Source organism: Desulfosporosinus acidiphilus SJ4 (assembly GCF_000255115.2).
Classification (GTDB): domain Bacteria; phylum Bacillota; class Desulfitobacteriia; order Desulfitobacteriales; family Desulfitobacteriaceae; genus Desulfosporosinus; species Desulfosporosinus acidiphilus.
Genome location: NC_018068.1, coordinates 3,323,524 through 3,346,316 on the forward strand (window position 1 = coordinate 3,323,524; position 22,793 = coordinate 3,346,316).

The window sequence follows — 22,793 nt, forward strand, 5'->3', positions numbered from 1 at the left end:
ATTAATCCACGAAAACAACGACGAGCTGTTTGGGACCATGTACTCCAATTGTCAAAACCCGCTCAATATCCGATGTTCTGCTAGGTCCTGTGATAAAACCCACAAATCCAGGAATTTGAGGAAGTTGATGAATTGTTGACATTGTTTCCGCTAAAGTCGGTATCAAGGACTCCGTCCGTACCAAAGCAACATGGATTGGGACTAGCGTCGAGCATAAGCGTTGATCAACATTGGCATCTTCATCTGCCTGAACTAAAGTACCTAATTCAGCAATAGCATAGGAAACTTGAGTAATTCCGGCATGAGCATCAGGGGTAACTTCTCGAAAATTGCTGGTTATAACATCTATGTTCATGTCTTTAAATTGCTGGGCCAAATTCCCCTTTTGTGATATTTCACCTTCTAAAAGAGCAACATTTTGTACACCTTTTTCTTTCAAGATAGTACCTATCAGTTTTCCGGCTTCCTCTTCCGTATCTGCGCGGTAACATTCTCCTGATACTGCTTCCAATTTTGCTTTAAATTTTTCATATAATTCATTAGAACGAGCATTTGCCATAGAGGTATCCTCCTCAATGTTTTTTCTTCATACGATCGCTGGCTAGTTATTAGACAAAAGTATCCAATCTGGTCAGACCATCATACCATTAATTTTATTTTAAGATATAATATAATAAAAAACAATACCCAGTTCTAAAATTTCAAATAATTATGATTAAAATTTCAAGTTTTTATACAAATTATGTAGCTAACTAAAATAAGAACGAGAATGAATTATAAACGTTGGTAAATCTTATCTCATTGAATAAATTCGTCAATTATAAACCTTACATAATAAAATCTCCTATAAATTGCCCATTGATTTTCGACAAAATATGAGTTATGTTTAACTAAGTAAAGTCTTGTAGACTTCACTCTTGTAGACGTTGCGCATATGGAGGTTTCCGGACGCGGAAATCCTCCAAGTCCCTTCCATTAATCCCAATGTATTTATCCCAAGTATCCCAAGTAATTAGATAATATAACTTTACTGCTTGCATTTTTATTTTTTCGGAATATAATTAGAAGTTGTTGGGGGTATAGCTCAGCTGGGAGAGCGCTAGATTCGCATTTTAGAGGCCAGCGGTTCGATCCCGCTTACCTCCACCAAAAAAACAATCATGGAGCGGGTTTGAGAGAACACCGCTTCTATTTTTTTACAATTAAAGAGGCTTGACACAAAATTTGACCACAACGGGGTTGAGAATAGACATCTGCAAACATGACGAAATGACATAAGCTAAGGGTTACAGAATTTTGGGAGTGTCGAAAACGAACTTGAGTAGTTCGAGGAACGCTCCTTTTTTGCTCCATAAAGAAAACTAAGCTGGCGCTAAGCCTCCGGCGAAGCGGCAGCTTAGTTGCACGTATGCCAGAAGGCGAAGACACTGTCTTCGCACGAATTAGCTCTTCTTGCAGTATATAACCAAAGGTTATACTTTCCGATAGTATAAAAAAACCATGCTCCCGCACGCGTTCAGAGTAGGTATCCACAGGTCGCAATTTATATACTTTCCTAAGTAAAAATACAACTGCAGACCCCGAAGAATCTGCAGCTGGCGTATAACTAAGTTATACCAATAACAGCATTACACAAAAATAATTTTACAGAATTAAATACTTACTATCAATTAGTTTTGCCAAAAGAGAAACAATGTATCAAAGTATCGGTGGTAATAATATCAACACAAAGGATTGGTAAACTTACAGAGAAATCAAACTGCTAAGGTTTTGCTTTCTTCTTGCACTTTTGAACCCGGAAGCATCGTGTAGTAGATAATCGCACCAACAAAAGCTAGAATTCCTGCTAGGATCAAAGCGCTATTGAAGGAATGGGTAGCCTGAACGAGTATCCCAGTAATAGTTGGGGCCAGGAAACCGCCGACATTACCGCCGAAGTTTTGGATAGAGGCAACGGAAGCAGCCTGTCCTGCGGGAGCAATTTCCGAAGCAGCGGCCCAGGCGGCACCGTTGGAAAACATAACTCCAAATTCAGATATCGTCAAAAGGATTAGAGCTGTGAAGGCAGAATTTGCGTAAACCGCAGGAATAATGGTCATCGCCAGAATGAGCCCCAGGCTCATGGCAATTTTTCTGCCGTTCGGTGTCTTGCGTACCCAGAGATCTGAAGTCCTGCCGCCGAGGAAGGCACTGATCGTTCCGGCAATAAACGGCATCATCCCATAAATTCCGGAATGCAAGAGGGTCATATGGCGAGCCTGCACCAGGTAGGTCGGTAGCCAGGTGACAAAGACAAACATGATATAGAGCTGACAGGAGTAGCCGAGCATAAGACCCCAGGTCGACATCTTTTTAAACAGCTGTATCCAGGGCACTCGCGGTTGTTCCTGCAGCGTTGTAATGTCAGCGTCAATCAAGGCGTTTTCTGCTGCATTGACCCGTTTATTGTCTTTCCTGTCACGGTAAAGAACAAGCCAGAAAAGGAGCCAGATGAAACCGAGGGAACCGGTAATGATGAAAGACATTTGCCAACCAAAAGAACTCACGATCCAAGCAACCAGAGGGAGGGCAATAGCAGAGCCCATGTTTACTCCGGCAGTGAAAAATCCGGTTGCAATTCCTCTCTGCCGCCGGGGAATCCAGTCAGCGGCTGTCTTTGTCGCTGCCGGAAAAGCAGGCGCTTCACCTACACCCAAGATTAAGCGGAAGAAGTAGATCGAACCGAAGGAAGTACCCAAGGCTGTCGCCATCGAGGCGAGAGACCAGATAATGACAGACCAGATATAGGTCATCCTGGTTCCGATTTTGTCAATGAAAACACCAATTGGCATTTGCAAAAGTGCATACGTCAAAAGAAAAGCTGAAGAAATAGCGCCCATGGCCGCAGGTGTCCAGTTTAACTGTTTGGCAATGACCGGGAGCGCAACTGATAGATTAGTTCGGTCGAGATAATTAATCGTTGTTGCGAAGAATAACAGGGTTATGACTTCCCAACGCACTTTTGTAGGTTTCATTAAATATCCTCCCAATTCATTCTGAAGTTTGATGTGTAGTTTGAATTGAAACAACGGCTAATCTGTGTTACGGATATGCAGCAGTTCGTTCCAGAGTCTACTGTTTTCAGAATCTGAAAATTAAAAAACCTCCTTTTTGTATAGAAAATATACGCAACTTCATATTAGCCGAAGTGGAGGACTATTGGCAATATTCTGTAAATTAAGAGTTATTTTCGTAGATAAAGAACTTTAAATTCATTTTGCTCCCGAGAACTTTATCACCACAATTGTTCTTGGCTTGTTCTCTTCTTCAGATGCTTTTTAACTTAAAGGGCTGAGTTCTGCAATTTCGGTAGAAGGTATCACTGTGCGTTAAAAACGGACAATATCTCCTAGAAGTCCTTGAGTTTGAATTTATGCTGAGGCCGGCCGACTTTTCCATACTCGATCAAAAGTTCTAATTTTCCTTCCCGTTCCATGACATCAAGATATTTACGGACGGAAACCCGTGCCATCCCTAAAGATTCTGCTGCTTCATCTGCGGTGAAGTACTCTTCACCGTTCTGGACAATGTGATTCCAAATTCGCTGAAATGTATATTTACTCAAACCCTTTTCCAAAGGCTTATCTGTTTCATCCTCCGCTCTTCCAGGCAGAACGTAGCGATCCAAGGCATCCTGTTCTATGTAAATACTGTTTAGCAAGCTGTCGGCCCGCTCTTTATATTGCTGCATAGCATCTTTGAAACGTTCAAAGGTAAAAGGCTTGATTAGATAGTCGACCGCTCCAAAACGAAAGGCTTCCAGTACGCTCTCGCTGCGTTTGTCGGCTGTGATCAAAATAACATCGATGTGAATTTCGTTGCTGCGCAGCCACTTGAGAAAGTCAATGCCGTTTTCTTTGGGGAGAAATAGATCGAGCAGGATCAAGTCAATCTTTTCCTTTTGTACATACTCTCTGGCTTCCGCCAAATTTGCGGCCGTTCCCACCAAATTAAAACCTGGAACTTTCTTGAGGAATTTTGTATTCACGTGGCTTACCATGGGGTCATCTTCTACGATCAAAACATCAAACATTCCTGTCCCTCCCCTTGATGGGCACTGAGATGTACCATGAGGTCCCCTTTTCAACCTCAAACCGAATTGTACCCCTAGCGTCATCGATAATTTTCTTCACAATATACATACCATAACCTCGTTGTCCGGATTTGCTTGACATGCCTAGGTTGTAGATGTATGGCTGAACAGCTTCAGGAATACCTGAACCGTTGTCCGAAACGGTAATATTGAGAAAGTCGTCTTCCTCATCAAGCTTTACATAAATTTCTCCGCTGCCATCACTCTTAACTGCATCAAATGAATTCTCAATCAGATTTCCAAGTACGGAACACAGATCATCGGCAGTCATTGCTTGAGGGAGTTCAGACAGGTTGGAATTGGGGTCGATTTTCAGCTTTATCCTAGACTCTTCCGCTTTGTTGTATTTGGCAAAGAGCAGGGCTGACACAGAAACATTTTTTATCTTTCTGGTCAAAATGCCGTTAATATTGTTTCTTGCTTTCGCCGTGCTCGAAATATAGTCGACGGCTTCATCGTACTCTTCCATCTGAATCAAGGCAGAAATCGTGTGCAATTTATTCATAAACTCATGATTCTGCGCCCTTAGCGACCAGGCCATTTTCCTAATACCTGTAAGCTCTTCAGCCATCTTTTTCACTGCTGTCAGATCACGAAAATTGATTACGGCACCCATGACTCTGTTTTTTTCGTCTACGAGAGGACTATATTTGCACACGATCGTAAGTCCCGGTTTTATTCTGATTTCCACATCCTCCAGTAACTGACCAAGGGACAAAGGACCCTGCTTTTCGTCTATAAAGATGAATTCAAAGACGTTCTTTCCTTTGTCGCTTTCGTTAAGGTCCAAGATGTTAGCTGCTTCTTTGTTATATAAAGCGATTTTTCCCTTGTCATCGACAGCGACAATTCCTTCTTTTACATTTTCCAAGACAACTTCCCTCTCCTTGAGTGCTAAAGCAATCTCTTCCGGTTCCATCCCGTAGATAGTGTTCTTAATACTCAACGACAGGAAAGTTGCACCCATTCCTCCGAGAAAAAGACCAAGGATTATGAACGGCAAAAAACTCAGCAGCGCTTTGTACACATCTGAGTTAAGTTCTGTCAATAAGATACCGACAGACACGGCACCTATTTGCTGCCCGTTTTTATAAATTGGGGCAAAGGCCCGTAACGATATGCCCAACGTTCCATGAGCCTCAGAAACATATTCTTGTCCGGATATCAAGACTCTTTTTTCGTCTCCGCCTTGAAATTTCTCTCCAATTCTTGTTTCTACCGGGTGAGAATAGCGGATTCCTTTCATATTCATGACAACGATGAAGGCAACTCCGGTTTTTGACCGGATCGATTCAATCTGCTCATTAAATGCGTTTTCTGTTAAAGTGCTCTTCCCGCCTAGGAAGTCCTGAACTTCTGAAAAATTAGCCACTGAATTGGCAACATTTAAGAGGCTCTTACTAACCTGGTTTTTTACAAGACTTTTCATTTGATAGACAGATAAAAACACGATGCTTCCAATAGAGACAGATAAGATGATGAGAAAATAAATGCTTATTTTACGTTGAAGACGCATTAAGTATCCTCCATAGGAAATTTCTTTAGACAAAGAAAGTATGCCTCAGAGCAGTCGACAGGAAAGAGTTATGCGTCAATTATATCACTTTCTGAGCTCCCATATACCAAGGGAATTTTTGAGCCAACAATCCTACAGGTCCGCAGCCTAATACAATCACTGTATCTCCATGTTTAACACCGGCATTTTCTACGCTCCAAAAAGCAGTTGTCATGGCATTAGCGAGCAAGACTAAATTCTTATCGTCCACCTCACTGTTCTCGGGGATTTTAAAAGGTGTAAAGTTGCCATAAGGAACCCTCATATATTCAGCCTGACCGAATGCCGGAACCCAATTCTCTAAGATCAACACCACAACCCAAAAAATCTTCCCTCTGGTTAATGGTGTCCATACAATTTCTTTATTTTGAGTATTAAAAGGTCTATTTGTCCGCAAAATATCGTAGTTATGGTATGGGGGGATGGAATGCAGAGTATTCAAGTTGATCTGGAAATACTTTATGTTCAAAAGATTTATTTTTTTATGTTCCTCATGACTTTGACGCTATTGAGCTTTGCCGTCACGATCTGGGCATTTGGAATTAAAGTTGCTCTGATTGTGCTTATCATTGGCCTTATCACATCATACATTGCCATGATAAAAAAACAATCGTTTTCTCCCCCCGAGAAAAAAATTACTGCACAACGAATGGCTCGTGCTATTGCCCAAGACGCCAGCCCAATATCCCTATCTCGTTTTGCCAGCCAGCTCTATTACTATTTTCATAAACCATCTCAGGCAATTTCACTGCTGGAAAAATTCCTCTCATCTCATGATCCTTTACTCTGTACTACCTTATGCGATATTCTTCTTAAAGAAGGAAAACCCGCCCAAGCCCTCTATATCATCAGAGATAACCCCTATACGCTTTTGAATCCACTTTTATTGGCAACTCAAGGAATTGCCCTTCTCAAGCTTGGTAAAATCTCCGAATCAATTTTAGTCTTTGAACGGAGCTTGCACATTGCCAAGACAAGGGGATTCCCCAGCAATGGTTCAGCCTGGATTACCCAAAAACTTCTGTCTTTAGGTTATATAGCCCGTATTCATCATACTTTAGGTGATTGCTACTTTATGATGAAAAATCTCAAAAAGGCGAAATTTCATTACCTATCAGGCAATCTTTTATTATTTGATGTTTCACTTTGGCGTAATTATCCATCTAACTCTATATAATTCTACGTAAAACTACAATAATTCTTGTTAGTTCTTCTTTCTTTCTATATTAATTTATCTATCTGGCACCCAATTACAACATAATTTTTAAAGATATTATTTTATAATAAATTTGACTGGAAGGATTATGCAAATTAAGACAATAGCATACTGTTTTCGAATGGAGGGTGAAAAATGCTGTCAACTCATAAGGATGAGATTCTAGGATTTATACGAGAATTCGAAATATCTTCACGCGAATATCTAAAATCTAAAGGATTAAGCGAAAATGAGATGACTAACGCCTACCTGGAACTTCAGTGGGATTTTCTTCATACTATTCTTAAGCAGCAATCTTAATAAATAATCGTTAATAACCGTTAGTTATCGAACATGAAGTTATTGACTGAAATTGACTTAGAAAAACCTTTGATATTTAAAGAAAACGCGGCAGGCGCCAGAAAGCACTGGCTTCGCACATATTAGTCCTTCTGGCAGTATACAACCAAACGTTAAACTTTCTGATAGCACAAAAAATCCATCGTCCCAGTTGGAAAACTAGACGATGGATTTTCGCATACTATCTTCAGACATTAAAGACATCAAGAACACCTAATAACTGTATTACTAACCAATAACTATATTATTCGACTGACAGCTATTTCATCACAGTTTGGAAATTTAATGCAATTAATGCATTCTGTCCAAACTTTTTGCGGCATCTGATCTTTACTTACCTCTTCATATCCACAAAATTTAAAGAATTCAGGCTGATAGGTCAAAGCGAACAGTCTTGAACACCCCAGTTCTTTAGCCTCTTCCTCAATTGCTTTGACGATTTTAGTCCCTATACCTTGTCTCCTGTGATTATCAGAAACGGCTAATGCTCTAATTTCAGCTAAGTCACTCCATAAAATATGGAGTGAAGCAACTCCTATTAGTTTTCCATCTTCTTCTGCCAACATAAATTCGCGAATATTTTCGAAGAGCATATTCCTCGATCGCGGAAGCATCAGACCTTGTTCTGCATTATTATTAATCAGTGACATCATCTCTTCCACATCGGCTATTTTGGCCTTACGCAATTTCATGATCGTTTCTCCTTTCCCTTTGCATAATTATACAACAAATATTATATATTTTCATCCAATAAATTTATACAACCAAGCCGCTTCTCGTCAGCTATTAACATCTATTTCGCCTACATCTGAATAGCTTAAAATATCTAGATTGTGCCTTTAGAGTATCAATTCATTAAAATATTAAATTCAATGAATATATCCCCTTTTTTTTACAATTTTCTACCAGCAAATTATGATACACTATTCCAGGGTTTATTGTTGAATCCGGAAGGAGATATGACTGTGTTTTCCCTTAAATTCCTCACATTCCATCGCCAAGGTGCCTTAATCATATTGTCTCTTCTTCTTATCACCAATGTATTAGTAATTTCTTTCACTCATCTCAGCCTTTTTTTCGATCTACTGCTTGTCCTACTTCCATATACAGTCCTCATAATTTGGTTCAAGCTCTTGTCTTCTTCCTGGGGAAGGGCTTGGATAGCAACAATAACCTTTCTCTTGTTTTTAACGATAGGATATAATAAATTTCCGTCACTCAAAATCTATCTTATTCATGTAATCTTTTTTATCCTCTTATTAGGTACAATGTACTTATTTGACCGCAGTCAGCTTCGTCTTAAACTTCTCCACCAACGCCATATCAAAGCAATTCGAGCTCTACTCCATCAAAAGCCATCAATCATCCCTACCATCGACTTTACACGGGAAGCAATCATGATTCTTGATAATTCTGGGACAATTCTCGAATCTAACCATCTTGCAAACCACCTTTTAATGCTCTCCGAATCAGCCATAGTCGGCAAAAATATTTCAGACATACTAGGAATTCTCCCCAATATTCAGTTAGCGAATTCCCCTGAGTATGGAGAATTCACCTGGAAAGCCTCCTCAGAAAACCCTATGCATTTACGCTATCGTACTCAACCTTTGCTCGATCATAACAAACCCTATGGATTACTTCTAACTCTTTGCGATATCAGCGAAGAAAAAATACGCTCAGAAGCCTTTGTGCAATTTGCTAAACTTTCAATAATCAATCAAGTCTCCGCAGGATTAGCCCATGAAATTCGCAACCCCCTGACGACAATCAAGGGGTTCATGCAATTAATTAAACCCGAAGAATGGCCTGAATCTTTTCGACCTTATCAAGAGCTAATACTTGACGAAATTCAGTCCATTGATCAGATTCTTAATAAATTCATATTGATTACAAGTCCTTCAGCCCCGCAAATGAGTGAGATAAACCTAATTGAAACTCTCAATTCCATATTACAAGCCAATGAACCATTCTGTCAAAATCGGAGAATTTCAGTCTTTCTTGATTCCGATTTTGATCCTGTTTATGTATTAGGTGATCGTGAACAGCTTTCGGAAGCATTTCTCTCCTCGTATAATTAATTTAGTTCCTGCCCCACGAGTCCAAAAAACTAATGGAACGTGGGGTATTTAAATGACCAAAGAAAACTGGAAATTCGGTTGGTTGGTCATCATCAACAAGATGCGCGCAGAATAACGCATACCCCATGCAGTCGTCGTGCCTGTGGGCAGTGTGGACAAGTCAACCCCAAAGCACACTTCAAATTCGACTTGTCCAAAGCCTGAGGGAAAGCTCTTTTAAGACAGACCCATAAGGGCTTTTCCATAGGCTGGCACTGTCCACAGGCTCAGGATAAGGATAAGGAATACCTGAGTAATGATTCCTTAAGTCGTTCTTTGATAACAAAAAAGTATTTAAGTTTGTTGGGGTTTCAGGCAAAATGATACCGTGAGGTTCGTTCTGGTAAGGCCTTTCACTCCTTGAGGCTATGACCTCTTATTAAGTCTGACTGCCAGCCCACAATTTGAACTTTTAACTCGAAGGTTGCACAGCTTAAAGGGAACCCCTCCGATGGTAGCAGATCGGCTGGATCCGAGGTCTTTTTAAGACAAGTGCTGATTCGGCGAGGTTGTTGACCTGTTGTGGTGCCTGGTCCCAACGTTAATCTTACAAATTCTTCGACTCGGAAAGAGAGGTGATTTTACTTGAGTTTATTTGTCGGTATAGATGTGAGTTCCAACGATTTTAAAGTGCGAATCTTAGATGAGCGTGGTAATGAACCTGTTAAAAGGCTAAGGGTTTTGAATGATCAGCCTGGTTGTGAGCAAGTTGCCCGATATCTCTCTGAAGCCTGTAATAAAGAAAATGAGGATCGGCTGGTTATTGGTTTAGAGGCCACTTCCGTATACAGTTGGCCGTTACAAATGTTCTTAGCGGAAGACCATTGTTTAGCACCTTTACAACCCCAAATTTATTCCTTTAACCCCAAGGTCGTTGCTAATTTCAAAAAGGCTTATGTGGACCTTCCGAAGAACGACTGGATTGATGCCTGGGTCATTGCCGAACGTTTACGCTTCGGCCGGCTTCCGGAGGGCTCTCAGGTCGATTTCCGCTACTTACCGTTACAGCGACTCACTCGCTTTCGTTGTCATCTGATCGAGATGATCTCCAGAGAGAAGAATTATTTCCTCACGAACTTGTTCTTAAAGTTTAGCACTCTTGCCCAAGGTACGGTTTTTAGTAATACTTTCAGCGCTACTTCTGAATCCTTGACACTTGAGTTTTTTTCTCCAGAAGAGGTTGCGGCTCGACCGCTTGATGAACTGATTGATTTCCTCATGGAGAAAGGAAGAAGTCATTTCGAGGATCCGGAATCCAAAGCCAGAGAGTTGAAGGAAGCCGCTCGCAAGGCCCATCGACTACGTGGAAGCCTATTGCAACCAATTAACCTTATCCTGGCCACGAGCATCGAAACCATCCACGCTTTGGAGAAGCAGGTAAAGAAAATCGATAAGGCGATCGAAGCTGAAATCAGGCATTTCCCTAATACGCTCATTACCATTCCCGGTATTGGCCCTGTGCTTTCAGCTGGTATTATTGCTGAGATTGGAGACATCCGCCGTTTTCCGAATGAAGGAGCCTTAGCAAAGTTTATTGGGCTAACCTGGCGTTCTCACCAGTCCGGTGATTTTACAGCCGATGACACGCCCTTAACTCGAACTGGCAACACCTACTTGCGAAGTTATATCATCCAGGCTGCTAACCTAGTACGCCAAAAAGAGCCGGAGTACAAAGCCTTCTACCAACGTAAATTCTCGGAAAGTAAGACTCACCATCATCGCCGTGCTCTCGTGCTTACTGCACGCAAACTCGTCCGTATGGTTGATGCTCTGCTACGCAGCAACCAAATCTATATGCCACATGGCAATAGGGGGATTGCAAACTAGGCACGAACTAAGAGAATTGAAGTCCCATTTTTGTAACTTATTCCCATTCAATTTTAGGAATAAGAGGGCTTTCTATTGCCTTTTTTTGCCAACGGATAACTAACTTACCGAAAATTTGACTCACTTAGGGTCTTGACATATTACCGAAGGACTTATTAAATAATGCCATTGAGGCTTCACCACAAGAAGGAAAAGTAATTATTCGACTTAGCCGTAATGATCAATACATTCGCATCAGCTTTATTGATTACGGGCATGGTATCCCTGAAAATTTACGTCATCGTATACTCGACCCCTTTTTCTCAACCCAAACCGGGGGCACAGGCCTAGGTTTGACAATCGCCCAAAGAATCGTTCTCGCCCATCATGGAAAATTACATTTTAAAGATCCTTCTCAGCATTCCGGTGCGGAAGTCATCATCGAATTGCCCCGCTATAGTAATTGTTCAAATTTTCTGACGGCGTAGTGGCTAATTAAAAAGGGGTCCCCGACTATTGAGTTCATAAATCCCCTTTTCCTTCCAATTCTCCGGCAAGGTCCAAATAGGGAAATCATCGCTATTTTTAAGCCAACAATACCAACGCCGCAGCTCATCCTCCATTCCATGAGTGGTTAGCCAATGTACGCGGCCATCCCAAGCTAATAAATTTCCAAACTCATCCTTAACATTTTCCAGTAGAAAGCTGCTGTTAAGTACGCTGGATAAAATAATACTTTTAGAAGCTTTGAGCAAAGGTCTTTCAAAGATTGGGCAAACAACGCTCAGTTGACCATTCCCCTGGAAGAAATGCCACTGCTCTAATTCTAACACTGAACTTTCACTTCGTTCTTTAGGCAGCCATGGCCAAGACCACGAACTTCCCCAAAGGGATTTTAAGACACCGTCACCTTGGTGAAGCCAAAGAGAAAGCAGATCTTGGGTACGAAGATTTCTTTCGGACTCTAGTGTTTCTAAGTAATCGAGGATACAGTAAATAGTCCCGCAAAATTCACTGTTAAGAGAACCTGAGGCATCTACCCAACCCAGTTTTTGCCACTTTATACAAAGATCCTGATCTTTAAGCCACTTGACTCTGCTGCTTAATTCGAATTTCTTGCCGGTTCTTCGAACTTCAGCTATTTCAAAATTCCCCCAAAAAAAGGCAATATGTTGTGGTTTGAATTCAGTCCTGATTCTTCGTTTGCTTAGTTCTGTAAAAAATCTATTGACAATCATTAAGTGCTGACGAGCCACAGGGTTTAAACCTTGACCCCATCGTTTCCAGTCTGGGCGTTCTTCGCCAATAGAGTACCGTTGCCGCATGTTCTGTCTTTCTTCAGGAATCAGGTACAAGCTTGGTGTAAGTTTTTCACGCCAATAGACTGCCCTGGCGGAAATACTGCCGCCTATTTTGTTAATACTCTTTAAGAAGGCCGCCGAAAAATCAGGGGCAACATAATAAATAATTGTTTTTGCACCATTGCTCAGCCTATTGCCCCATAATACGCCAGCCAACAAAAAGTCTTCTTCTCGCAAAATTGAAGAACTTGCTACAATCCCAGCTCGAAGCGTCGTCTCTCCGCCCATAAAATAGGAATATTGAGCCGGCAGACGATTAGCCTTCTTCTTGTCTTCTGTACATTCAATCCAATTTTGTGCTATAAATACTTCCGGATGCGCTTCCCAGATAATATCCCAGGTGATTTTCACAATGAACCTCCCTTAGTTTTCTCCTTTAGCATGTTTACGTACAAAAAACGAAATTCATGACAAAACTTCAATAACCACCTTTCCAGCTTTTGATAAGTTCTAATGTTTTCTCAATGGGAAGGGCTCGACGAATATTTCCGTCTCTGCCTTCCATAGTTTCTGCTAAAAATAAAGCATTCCAAATACTTTCTGCAGTTGCTTCGGTAACTGACCGAAAAAAGTCATCGAGATCCCAGTCTGATAGATAATTCCGATTGTCAAAAGGAGCCGTGGAAACCATAAGACAAAAATCCCCGCTCCCAGTCATAGAGATTGATCCAGTCCGAGCCATTCCCAGACTTGCTCGACGGGCAAGTTGTCTCAACTGCCACCTCGATATAGGTGCATCGGTTATCCCGATAAGAATCAATGACCCAGGTATATATCCCTTTGCTTGAATCGTCAGCAATTCTCCGATGGGAACACCTGAAATGATCAAGTCCCTTAATTGTCCAAAATTAGCCAACGCTAACATGCCAAGAGTATAACGATGGCGTTTGTTTTGGACAATACGCGAAGAACTCCCGATGCCGCCTTTAAGCTGAAAGCAAGACATTCCTACTCCTGCTCCCACATTTCCCTGTGCTATAGGTCCTCCTCCGGCACGTTGCAAGGCAATAAGTCCATCCCATGGTCTTACATGTCGCCCTCGTATATCATTTAAATAGGAATCATCACATTCCATAACCACAACATTGGGGCTCCTGGCATCATTCCCGATTTCAGGGTTTTGCTGCAGCAGATATGTTAACACCCCATGGGCCACATCGTTTACACTTAACGTATTTGTTAACATGATAGGACAATTCAGATAACCCATTTCTTGAATAAAAGGAACACCTAGCGATTTCCCATAGCCATTGATAACTTCAATTCCTGCCCAACAAGGATGCCGATATAAATTTTCCCCACGAGGAATAACCGCTGTCACGCCGGTTCTCACCGGACCTTTGCCCGATGGAAGCAGGGGGCCTGCTCCTTTGACCAGGGAAACATGCCCCACCCTTACTCCCGGAACATCGGTTATATCATTAAACGTTCCCACAGGCATTTGCCCAAGCCACAGCCCAAGATCTCTCGGACTAGATCTTATAGACATAAAAATCCCCCCGCAGTTAACAGTATGTGCAACTGAAGAGGGATATGAACGAATTCTTATTCAGATCAACATGCATCAGGCCTCTTTTTGCTTTTCTAAAAGTCCATCTAAAAAAACGCTCAGAGCCGCATTGACCTCTTTATGTAAATCGCTTGAACCGGAAACAAACCAGCGTATAAAATGCTGAACAACCATTCCTTCAAGGCTTTCTGCCAAAAAAGCCGAATCAAAATCCCCATTGATCTCCCCATTCATTTGCCCCACATTCAAAATTGCCAGTAAGGCATAATGCAGACTCATGTCATATTCAGCTCCGTCACGATTACGTACAGTAACCCAGGCAATTTCGCGATCTCTCACCATAAAATCAGTCCAGTCATGAAGAAGGCTTTCTAGGCGCTGCCTTGTATTAAGACCTGAATTATCACGTCCAATATTAATCAGATTTTGACAAGTCCGTTTAGAAAATTCTAAAACAACTGCTTCTTTGGTGGGAAAGTAATTATAGAAAGTTCCTTTTCCAACATCAGCATGTTGAGTAATCTGTTCAATAGAGGTTGCTCCAAATCCTTGTGATCGGAAAAGTTTCATAGCATTAGAATAAATCTTCTCGCGAGTCTCCTTTTTCTTACGCTCTCTACGAGACAAATCCGCCACGCTTATTCCCCCTTAACTTTAGGTATAAACACTATAGATAGTTTATCTATTCGCCATATACCATTTTTTTCCTTCTAGCAAAGAGGGGAACAGCCATAAATCTATTAATTAATGTTTTTCGCCGACGCCTGCGTTCCAAGTTTCCAAACTGTTAATATTCGCCAAACTTCCCTTTCCAGTTGTTCTTCTCCCTTAGAAAAAGCTTCTTCTAAAGATGCCGGACCTTCAGCAACGCTGAAACAGCTGCTGACCCCATGCTCCCAAAGAAGATCCGGCAGGCCTTCTACAGTCCCGGAAATGACGATGACTGGAACATGATATTTTTGGGCTAAGGCGGCAACCCCAACGGGTACTTTCCCATAGGCTGTTTGAAAATCAGTCTTTCCTTCACCGGTGAGAACAAGATCAGCTTCTCGAATTTTTTCCTCAGCATTTGCCACATCTAAAATCATCTGTGAACCTGGGCGTAATTTTGCTCCCAAAAAACCAACAAGTCCTGCACCTAATCCGCCTGCAGCCCCACCGCCCGGTAATTGCAAAAGATTCGTGCCACAGAGTTCACTCAGCTGCTCACCAAAATTCAAGAGCGCTGCATCCAGAATTTTAATATCCTCAAGATTTGCCCCTTTTTGCGGACCATAAACTGCACTTGCACCTTCCGGCCCACAAAGCGGATTTTGCACATCACAAGCAACCTCGATTTGTACCTTTGCCAGTCGTGGGTCAATACCTGATGTGTCTATTTTTCGAAGGTTTCCTAGAGCTGCTCCGCCCGGAGCTAACTCCTTGCCTTGATCATCCAATAGCTTGACACCCAAAGCAGCGGCTAACCCGGCACCCCCATCATTGGTGGCACTTCCCCCTATCCCCAGGAGTATCTTTTCTACTCCATGGTCTAAGGCATCCCGGATTAATTCTCCTGTTCCCTGTGTTGAAGTAATAAGAGGATTTCTCTCCTCCGGAAGCAATAACGGTAACCCTGAAGCAGCGGCCATTTCAATAATTGCAGTCTTCCCGTTTTCAAGAATCCCATAGTTTGCAGATATTGAACGTCCGAGAGGATCTTTAACCTCAACCTCTACTTTTCTGCCGTTAACTGCACTTAGAACAGCTTCAACAGTTCCTTCTCCTCCATCTGCCATAGGAATCAAATCTATTTTCCCTTCAGGATAGACCCTCTGTACACCCTTCTGCATTGCCAGCGCAACATTCATAGCATTCAAACAACCTTTAAATGAATCCGGGGCAATGACAATTCTCATGATAATCACTCCTCATTCTAAGATTGTGCACGTTTTCCGAAAATAGCTCCAAGTTTGACAAAGATAAAGAAACTAACAAAATCCAAAATTACCATAGACCAACTTTGAATAGGAATTTGATAAATGAAAGAAGCCAAATAGGATAATAAATTAAAAATAAATCCAGCTAAATAGGCAGTCCTAATATTTTCTTGCCGAGACCTATAGCCGACAAAAAAACCGAGGGGATAAAAAAGAGCAAAATTAAAGGCCAATTGACTCAGTATTCCACCCGAAACAAAAAACTCGCTCCAAAAAAGGAAGAGCAAGCTTAAAAGCAGCATGTATCTCCAGAAAGCTTTATTCATATATACCTCCATTAAAAGGGGAGAGGATCCCTCCACTCTCCCCCCATAATTCCAAGACTCTAACTTAGAGAATAAACTTCCCGGTTACTTTCCTCTACCTAACGTGCATATCGGTCTAACTGTAATTTGGTGCTTCTTTAGTAATAGTAACATCGTGAGGATGACTTTCTCGCAAACCTGCAGAAGTTATACGTATAAATTGCGTTTTTGTCCTCAGATCGTCGATCGTTGGAGTTCCGCAATACCCCATCCCAGCTCGTAATCCACCGATCATTTGGTAAATCGTTTCAGAAACTGGGCCTTTATAGGGAACTCGTCCTTCAATGCCTTCCGGTACCAGTTTCTGATCTTTTTCTTGGAAATACCGATCACGACTTCCTTCTTTCATAGCCCCTATTGATCCCATCCCCCGATATACCTTAAAGCTTCTGCCTTGATAGATTTCCATGTCCCCCGGGCTTTCTTCCGTCCCGGCGAAAAGACTTCCTATCATAACAGTGCGAGCCCCGGCTGCTAAGGCTTTAACTATATCACCAGAAAATTTGATTCCTCCGTCAGCGATAATTGGAATTCCATACTTATCCGCTTCCTCAGCGCAATTCATAACCGCAGTTACCTGGGGTACGCCAATACCGGCTACTACTCGAGTTGTACAAATCGAGCCCGGTCCGATACCAACTTTAATAGCATCTGCACCAGCCTTAATTAATTCACGAGTAGCATCCGCAGTAGCAACATTTCCTGCAATTAACTGGGTTTCCGGGAAATGTTCTTTTAGTACCTTTACCATTTCAATAACCCCTTTGGAGTGTCCATGAGCCGTATCGAGAACAATAACATCCACACCTGCTTTAATCAAGGCTTCAGCCCGCTGCAAAGCGTCTGCCGTAACCCCTATCCCTGCACCAACACGCAACCGGCCTCTTTCATCTTTCGCAGAATTCGGATATTGCCTAGACTTTTCAATATCTTTAATAGTAATTAAGCCTTTAAGAATTCCTTCCGAGTTGACAATCGGGAGTTTTTCAATTTTATGTTGAGCTAAGATTTCTTTAGCATGCTCCAGAGTGGTGCCCTGAGGGGCCGTCACTAAATTTGTTTTGGTCATGACCTCGCTGATTAGGCGATCGTAATTTTTTTCAAAGCGCAAGTCTCTGTTTGTTAATATCCCGACTAATTTTCCTTCAACAGTTATCGGGACTCCTGAAATCCGATATCGCTCCATCAATTTTAAAGCATCTGTAATTTTATCCGTTGGTTTCAAATATATTGGATCCGTGATAACACCGTGCTCTGAACGTTTAACTTTATCAACTTCCAAGGCTTGTTGTTCAATACTCATATTCTTATGAATAATCCCTATACCACCTTCCCGCGCCATGGAAATTGCCATACGGGAATCTGTAACCGTATCCATGCCCGCACTCATCAGGGGGATATTGAGTTTGATTTTCTTGGTCAAATAAGTACTGACATTCACGTCACGTGGTAGTACCTCGGATTTTGCCGGAACAATTAGGACATCATCAAATGTAAGGGCCTCTTGTAAAATACGATTGGACTGCATGATTAGTTTTAGCTCCCTTTCCCAATAGTTTTCTAACTAGTATATCAGAAATTCTATTATTAAAACAGCGAAATAATAATTCACCCCAGCTAAGAGAGACTATCAAGTTTATGTCCGGCCCTTATTCCTTGAACAAGTTCGGAAATTTACAATTATATTTCCCTATTTAATTAGAAACTACTCTAGTAGACTTGTCAGGCAGACTATTGCTCCTTATTATGGAGTAAGGAGGAATTACTCATGTTCTATCGTACCCACCAATTCATAGAAGCATTTTTTCCCCGAATATATCCTTCCGAATTACTTTGGGCAAAACAAATTTTATCTCCTCAAGCAAATTTGCTTTTTCTTCAACAGTCAAAGGCTGAACAGCGACATGCTCTGGCAGTGGCTAAAAGCCTTTTGCCTTATCAAGAAAGTCTTTCTTCGTCCGAATATCTGGACTTGATCACAGCGGCTTTACTTCATGACTGTGGCAAATCTCTCACCAAGATTCGACTTTGGCAGCGAGTATTTATCGTTTTAATTCAGCAATTGCCTCAAGGTATCTGGAGCCTACTAAAAAATGGGCCATCACTTTTGGCTGCGCCGTTACAAATTGCTGACCATCATGCCCGCTGGGGAAGTAATTTAGCTCAAGAAATAGGACTGAATTCCAGGGTATGTTTGCTAATAAACGATCACCACTCACCAAACTCTAAGCTTGGTCAGATGTTATACAGAGCTGATAATCAGCACTAAAAAGCACGAGTAATCATACTTACTCATGCTTTTTGCACTGCTGATTCAACTCTTTCCTTAAGCTCTACAATCTCTTTATTTTTAGAAAATATCCATTTTGCAAATCGTTTATTATCTCGCTGCAGGCGTACGTTTTCTTTCTCAAGTTTGTGAACAAGAGCGACCTTCTCGCGTTCTACTTTTTCTAACAGGTTCATTAGCACTCTTCGGCTAACTCTTAGATGTTCAACCCGCTGTTCCAATTCTCCGATACGCGCCCTTAACAGCCGTATTTCCTCTGCAGAATCCAATGACAACGCCCCCCGACAAGTTCTTCAAAACTATTCTATGCCGGGACGCAACATTTTAACCCTGCTAAATCTATTTGAGAGTATTACCTTTTGCTAAGGTCAATATTTGTTGAATTACATCCTCACTAACACCCCAGTGACCGAGTTTTACACCCGGTTTGTGTTTCTCACCGTGAAAATCAGACCCACCTGTCATGATTAAATGATAGTCCCCCGCTAAAGCACGATATCGTTGTTCATCTTCTTGATTGTGTTCGGAATGGGCTACTTCGATGCCTTGTAAACCGGCATCAATCCAAGGCCGGATTCCTTCTTCAAGACGATATATGCCAGGATGCGCAAGAACAGCAACTCCATGGGATTCCCTAATTAGTTCAATTGCCTCTTCCGGAGTCAGTTTATAACGCGGAACATAAGCGGGAGCACCCCTCCCAATGTAACGCTCAAAAGCTTCTTTAATGCTGGTGACATAACCCATCTCCATAAGTGCCTGAGCAATATGCGGACGGCCCATTGATTCACCTTTGGCATACTTTTGAACTTCTTGGACTTCAATGGTGATCCCCAAGCGCCGAAAACGCTCAATGATTTCGAGCATTCTCTGCTTACGAGCATCTCTTAAATTTTGTAACCTATGCCTTAAGTAATCGGAGGAATCATCGAGCTCATATCCTAGAATATGTACCTCTTTGCCATTCCAATCGGTATTTAATTCAATACCCTTAACTAGCTTGATTTGATAGACTTTTGCAGCTTCTTCAGCTTCTTTCCATCCTTGAATCGTATCGTGGTCGGTAATGCCAACCCCTTTCAAGCCTAAGCCGGCAGCGCAATGTACAAGCTCCGATGGCGTAAGCTCTCCATCCGATGCAGTTGTGTGGCAATGTAAATCAACTTCGAATATTACTGACTCCAATAATTCTACCTCTTTTCTAGGAATACCAATGTTTATTTTAGCACGCCCGACAATAATCGCATAAAGTTTCTGCCAGAAATCTGTTCAATTTCTTTAGTTGAAAATCCGGCTTTTGTCAAATCGTCTAGAAGATAGGATAAATCACTGACATTTTCTAACCCATCCGGTGTCTCCTCAATCCCATCAAAATCCGAACCCAAGCCTACTGTTTCTACACCTGCCACTTCAGCAATATAAGATATATGTCTGACGACATCTTTACGGGTGACAGGACCGTTTTCTTTTAAAAATCCGGGATTAAAATTCACTCCTACAATTCCTTTATGTTCACCTAGGGCACGAAGTTGGGAGTCTGTCAAATTACGCGAATTTGGACACAGAGAATAGGCACAGGAATGGGTTGCGGCAATAGGATATTCTGAGAGCTCCAGAACATGCCAAAACCCATTCTCATTTAAATGAGAAACATCAATCAGCATTCCCAATTGGTTCATGCGCCTTATAACATCCTGACCAAGATTCGTCAATCTACTCTTCGTTTCTCTCTCCCAAACCCCGTCACCTAAAGCGTTTCGCTGATTCCAGGTTAGTCCAAGGGCTCTGACTCCCAACCTATAAATAATGTCTAACATAAACAAATTTTCACCGATTATTTCTCCTCCCTCAACACTTAGCAAAACTCCTATCCGCGTCGGGTCCGGGATTTGATTTAAATCCGATTGGTTTTTTATCAAAAATAGTTGATCTGGGTTTTCTTCCACAAACCTCTGTGCTGTCTCAATAAGTTCCAAACCTCTTAATGTGGCTAGGGAGGGCTTGAACTTGGATTCAATAAAAGCCGCCATGAACTGAAGTGAAATATCGGCACTCTTTGCTCTCGGAACATCCCAATGCCCCCCTTCAGATGGCAGCAACAACGTCCTTGTCTGACTACTGAGGTAACCGATACTATCACAATGTCCGTCAACGATAAAAACCTTATCCAATGACAACACTCCTCGTATAATTAATTTAGTTCCTGCCCCACGAGTCCAAAAAACTAATGGAACGTGGGGTATTTAAATGACCAAAGAAAACTGGAAATTCAGTTGGTTGGTCATCATCAACAAGATGCGCGCAGAATAACGCATACCCCATGCAGTCGTCGTGCCTGTGGGCAGTGTGGACAAGTCAACCCCAAAGCACACTTCAAATTCGACTTGTCCAAAGCCTGAGGGAAAGCTCTTTTAAGATAGACCCATAAGGGCTTTTCCATAGGCTGGCACTGTCCACAGGCTCAGGATAAGGAATACCTGAGTAATGATTCCTTAAGTCGTTCTTTGACAACAAAAAAGTATTTAAGTTTGTTGGGGTTTCAGGCAAAATGATACCGTGAGGTTCGTTCTGGTAAGGCCTTTCACTCCTTGAGGCTATGACCTCTTATTAAGTCTGACTGCCAGCCCACAATTTGAACTTTTAACTCGAAGGTTGCACAGCTTAAAGGGAACCCCTCCGATGGTAGCAGATCGGTTGGATCCGAGGTCTTTTTAAGACAAGTGCTGATTCGGCGAGGTTGTTGACCTGTTGTGGTGCCTGGTCCCAACGTTAATCTTACAAATTCTTCGACTCGGAAAGTGAGGTGATTTTACTTGAGTTTATTTGTCGGTATAGATGTGAGTTCCAGTGATTTTAAAGTGCGAATCTTAGATGAGCGTGGTAATGAACCAGTTAAAAGGCTAAGGGTTTTGAATGATCAGCCTGGTTGTGAGCAAGTTGCCCGATATCTCTCTGAAGCCTGTAATAAAGAGAATGAGGACCGGCTGGTTATTGGTTTAGAGGCCACTTCCGTGTACAGTTGGCCGTTACAAATGTTCTTAGCGGAAGACCATTGTTTAGCACCTTTACAGCCCCAAATTTATTCCTTTAACCCCAAGGTCGTTGCTAATTTCAAAAAGGCTTATGTGGACCTTCCGAAGAACGACTGGATTGATGCCTGGGTCATTGCCGAACGTTTACGCTTCGGCCGGCTCCCGGAGGGCTCTCAGGTCGATTTCCGCTACTTACCGTTACAGCGACTCACTCGCTTTCGTTGTCATCTGATCGAGATGATCTCCAGAGAGAAGAATTATTTCCTCACGAACTTGTTCTTAAAGTTTAGCACTCTTGCCCAAGGTACGGTTTTTAGTAATACTTTCAGCGTTACTTCTGAATCCTTGACACTTGAGTTTTTTTCTCCAGAAGAGGTTGCGGCTCGACCGCTTGATGAACTGATTGATTTCCTCATGGAGAAAGGAAGAAGTCATTTCGAGGATCCGGAAGCCAAAGCCAGAGAGTTGAAGGAAGCCGCTCGCAAGGCCCATCGACTACGTGGAAGCCTATTGCAACCCATTAACCTTATCCTAGCCACGAGCATCGAAACCATCCACACTTTAGAGAAACAGGTCAAGAAAATCGATAAGGCGATCGAAGCTGAAATCAGGCATTTCCCTAATACGCTCATTACCATTCCCGGTATTGGCCCTGTGCTTTCAGCTGGTATTATTGCTGAGATTGGAGACATCCGCCGTTTTCCGAATGAAGGAGCCTTAGCAAAGTTTATTGGGCTAACCTGGCGTTCTCACCAGTCCGGTGATTTTACAGCCGATGACACGCCCTTAACTCGAACCGGCAACACCTACTTGCGAAGTTATATCATCCAGGCTGCTAACCTAGTACGCCAAAAGGAACCAGAGTACAAAGCCTTCTACCAACGTAAATTCTCGGAAAGTAAGACTCACCATCATCGCCGTGCTCTCGTGCTTACTGCACGCAAACTCGTCCGTATGGTTGATGCTCTGCTACGCAGCAACCAAATCTATATGCCACATGGCAATAGGGGGATTGCAAACTAAGCATGAACTACGAGAATTGAAGTCCCATTTTTGTAACTTGTTTCCATTTCATTTTGGGAATAAGAGGGTTTTTTATTGCCTTTTTTGCCAACGGATAACTAACTTACTGAAAAATTGACTCACTT

At 42.1% G+C, this 22,793-nt stretch carries 21 protein-coding genes, 1 tRNA gene and 1 pseudogene; 8 read left to right on the forward strand and 15 right to left on the reverse strand.

Annotated features, from left to right (window positions below):
* Position 1: 1 nt before the first annotated feature.
* Positions 2 to 559: a LutC/YkgG family protein gene (locus DESACI_RS15160; RefSeq protein WP_014828079.1), complete on the reverse strand. Its 558-nt coding sequence runs from the start codon at positions 557 to 559 to the stop codon at positions 2 to 4.
* Positions 560 to 1,073: 514 nt separating this feature from the next.
* On the opposite strand from DESACI_RS15160, the gene DESACI_RS15165 reads away from it, so the two are divergent.
* Positions 1,074 to 1,149: transfer RNA gene (locus tag DESACI_RS15165), tRNA-Ala, on the forward strand.
* Positions 1,150 to 1,754: 605 nt separating this feature from the next.
* On the opposite strand, the gene DESACI_RS15170 is transcribed toward DESACI_RS15165, so the two are convergent.
* The 4 genes and pseudogenes from DESACI_RS15170 to DESACI_RS15185 all read right to left on the reverse strand — a co-directional run.
* Positions 1,755 to 3,014 carry an MFS transporter gene (locus DESACI_RS15170; RefSeq protein ID WP_014828080.1) on the reverse strand — a complete coding sequence of 420 codons (1,260 nt, stop codon included), beginning with the start codon at positions 3,012 to 3,014 and terminating at the stop codon, positions 1,755 to 1,757.
* 374 nt (positions 3,015 to 3,388) lie between these two features.
* Positions 3,389 to 4,072 (reverse strand): response regulator, encoded by a 684-nt coding sequence (locus DESACI_RS15175; RefSeq protein ID WP_014828081.1) that lies wholly within the window; start codon positions 4,070 to 4,072, stop codon positions 3,389 to 3,391.
* Complete coding sequence (locus DESACI_RS15180; protein WP_014828082.1) at positions 4,065 to 5,648, reverse strand: ATP-binding protein; 1,584 nt, start codon at positions 5,646 to 5,648, stop codon at positions 4,065 to 4,067. The genes DESACI_RS15175 and DESACI_RS15180 overlap by 8 nt, the downstream gene beginning before the upstream one ends.
* A gap of 82 nt (positions 5,649 to 5,730) precedes the next feature.
* Positions 5,731 to 5,967, reverse strand: a pseudogene (locus DESACI_RS15185) (glutathione-dependent formaldehyde dehydrogenase); the annotation flags it as partial.
* Between the two features lie 147 nt (positions 5,968 to 6,114).
* Between DESACI_RS15185 and DESACI_RS15190 the strand changes: the two are divergent.
* Both DESACI_RS15190 and DESACI_RS24840 read left to right on the forward strand, forming a co-directional pair.
* Entirely contained in the window at positions 6,115 to 6,864 is a 750-nt protein-coding gene (locus tag DESACI_RS15190; protein ID WP_014828083.1) for a tetratricopeptide repeat protein, read from the forward strand.
* Positions 6,865 to 7,038: 174 nt separating this feature from the next.
* A complete protein-coding gene (locus tag DESACI_RS24840) occupies positions 7,039 to 7,203 on the forward strand; it encodes a hypothetical protein (protein ID WP_014828084.1) in 165 nt (54 codons plus the stop codon).
* Positions 7,204 to 7,481: 278 nt separating this feature from the next.
* On the opposite strand, the gene DESACI_RS15195 is transcribed toward DESACI_RS24840, so the two are convergent.
* On the reverse strand, positions 7,482 to 7,934 hold the full coding sequence (locus tag DESACI_RS15195) for an N-acetyltransferase (protein WP_014828085.1): 453 nt from the start codon (positions 7,932 to 7,934) through the stop codon (positions 7,482 to 7,484).
* A gap of 489 nt (positions 7,935 to 8,423) precedes the next feature.
* Between DESACI_RS15195 and DESACI_RS15200 the strand changes: the two genes are divergently transcribed.
* From DESACI_RS15200 to DESACI_RS23760, 3 genes are all read left to right on the forward strand, one after another.
* The gene (locus DESACI_RS15200; RefSeq protein ID WP_158310189.1) at positions 8,424 to 9,323 is read left to right on the forward strand and encodes a histidine kinase dimerization/phospho-acceptor domain-containing protein; all 900 of its coding nucleotides are present in this window, start codon (positions 8,424 to 8,426) and stop codon (positions 9,321 to 9,323) included.
* A 624-nt stretch (positions 9,324 to 9,947) separates the two neighbouring features.
* The gene (locus DESACI_RS15205) at positions 9,948 to 11,189 is read left to right on the forward strand and encodes an IS110 family RNA-guided transposase (protein ID WP_014827116.1); all 1,242 of its coding nucleotides are present in this window, start codon (positions 9,948 to 9,950) and stop codon (positions 11,187 to 11,189) included.
* Between the two features lie 137 nt (positions 11,190 to 11,326).
* Positions 11,327 to 11,656, forward strand: coding sequence for an ATP-binding protein (locus tag DESACI_RS23760; protein ID WP_083845605.1), 330 nt, complete (start codon positions 11,327 to 11,329; stop codon positions 11,654 to 11,656).
* Between the two features lie 3 nt (positions 11,657 to 11,659).
* On the opposite strand, the gene DESACI_RS15210 is transcribed toward DESACI_RS23760, so the two are convergent.
* The 6 genes from DESACI_RS15210 to guaB form a co-directional block, all read right to left on the reverse strand.
* On the reverse strand, positions 11,660 to 12,880 hold the full coding sequence (locus tag DESACI_RS15210) for a hypothetical protein (protein WP_014828087.1): 1,221 nt from the start codon (positions 12,878 to 12,880) through the stop codon (positions 11,660 to 11,662).
* 67 nt (positions 12,881 to 12,947) lie between these two features.
* A complete protein-coding gene (locus DESACI_RS15215) occupies positions 12,948 to 14,018 on the reverse strand; it encodes a DmpA family aminopeptidase (RefSeq protein WP_014828088.1) in 1,071 nt (356 codons plus the stop codon).
* A 75-nt stretch (positions 14,019 to 14,093) separates the two neighbouring features.
* Positions 14,094 to 14,675 carry a TetR/AcrR family transcriptional regulator gene (locus tag DESACI_RS15220; RefSeq protein ID WP_014828089.1) on the reverse strand — a complete coding sequence of 194 codons (582 nt, stop codon included), beginning with the start codon at positions 14,673 to 14,675 and terminating at the stop codon, positions 14,094 to 14,096.
* A gap of 104 nt (positions 14,676 to 14,779) precedes the next feature.
* Positions 14,780 to 15,937: a glycerate kinase family protein gene (locus DESACI_RS15225; protein WP_014828090.1), complete on the reverse strand. Its 1,158-nt coding sequence runs from the start codon at positions 15,935 to 15,937 to the stop codon at positions 14,780 to 14,782.
* Between the two features lie 17 nt (positions 15,938 to 15,954).
* Positions 15,955 to 16,284, reverse strand: a complete 330-nt coding sequence (locus DESACI_RS15230) for a hypothetical protein (protein ID WP_014828091.1) — start codon at positions 16,282 to 16,284, stop codon at positions 15,955 to 15,957.
* 115 nt (positions 16,285 to 16,399) lie between these two features.
* Positions 16,400 to 17,851, reverse strand: coding sequence for an IMP dehydrogenase (guaB, locus tag DESACI_RS15235; RefSeq protein ID WP_014828092.1), 1,452 nt, complete (start codon positions 17,849 to 17,851; stop codon positions 16,400 to 16,402).
* A gap of 240 nt (positions 17,852 to 18,091) precedes the next feature.
* Here guaB and DESACI_RS15240 point away from each other — a divergent pair, with 240 nt between their 5' ends.
* Positions 18,092 to 18,592: an HD domain-containing protein gene (locus DESACI_RS15240; protein WP_014828093.1), complete on the forward strand. Its 501-nt coding sequence runs from the start codon at positions 18,092 to 18,094 to the stop codon at positions 18,590 to 18,592.
* 23 nt (positions 18,593 to 18,615) lie between these two features.
* On the opposite strand, the gene DESACI_RS15245 is transcribed toward DESACI_RS15240, so the two are convergent.
* The 3 genes from DESACI_RS15245 to DESACI_RS15255 all read right to left on the reverse strand — a co-directional run bounded on the left by DESACI_RS15245 (position 18,616) and on the right by DESACI_RS15255 (position 20,784).
* Entirely contained in the window at positions 18,616 to 18,882 is a 267-nt protein-coding gene (locus DESACI_RS15245; RefSeq protein WP_014828094.1) for a hypothetical protein, read from the reverse strand.
* A 70-nt stretch (positions 18,883 to 18,952) separates the two neighbouring features.
* Positions 18,953 to 19,798 (reverse strand): PHP domain-containing protein, encoded by an 846-nt coding sequence (locus DESACI_RS15250; RefSeq protein ID WP_014828095.1) that lies wholly within the window; start codon positions 19,796 to 19,798, stop codon positions 18,953 to 18,955.
* 32 nt (positions 19,799 to 19,830) lie between these two features.
* Positions 19,831 to 20,784, reverse strand: coding sequence for a dipeptidase (locus tag DESACI_RS15255; protein ID WP_014828096.1), 954 nt, complete (start codon positions 20,782 to 20,784; stop codon positions 19,831 to 19,833).
* Between the two features lie 642 nt (positions 20,785 to 21,426).
* Here DESACI_RS15255 and DESACI_RS15260 point away from each other — a divergent pair.
* A complete protein-coding gene (locus DESACI_RS15260) occupies positions 21,427 to 22,668 on the forward strand; it encodes an IS110 family RNA-guided transposase (RefSeq protein ID WP_014826601.1) in 1,242 nt (413 codons plus the stop codon).
* Positions 22,669 to 22,793: the final 125 nt, after the last annotated feature.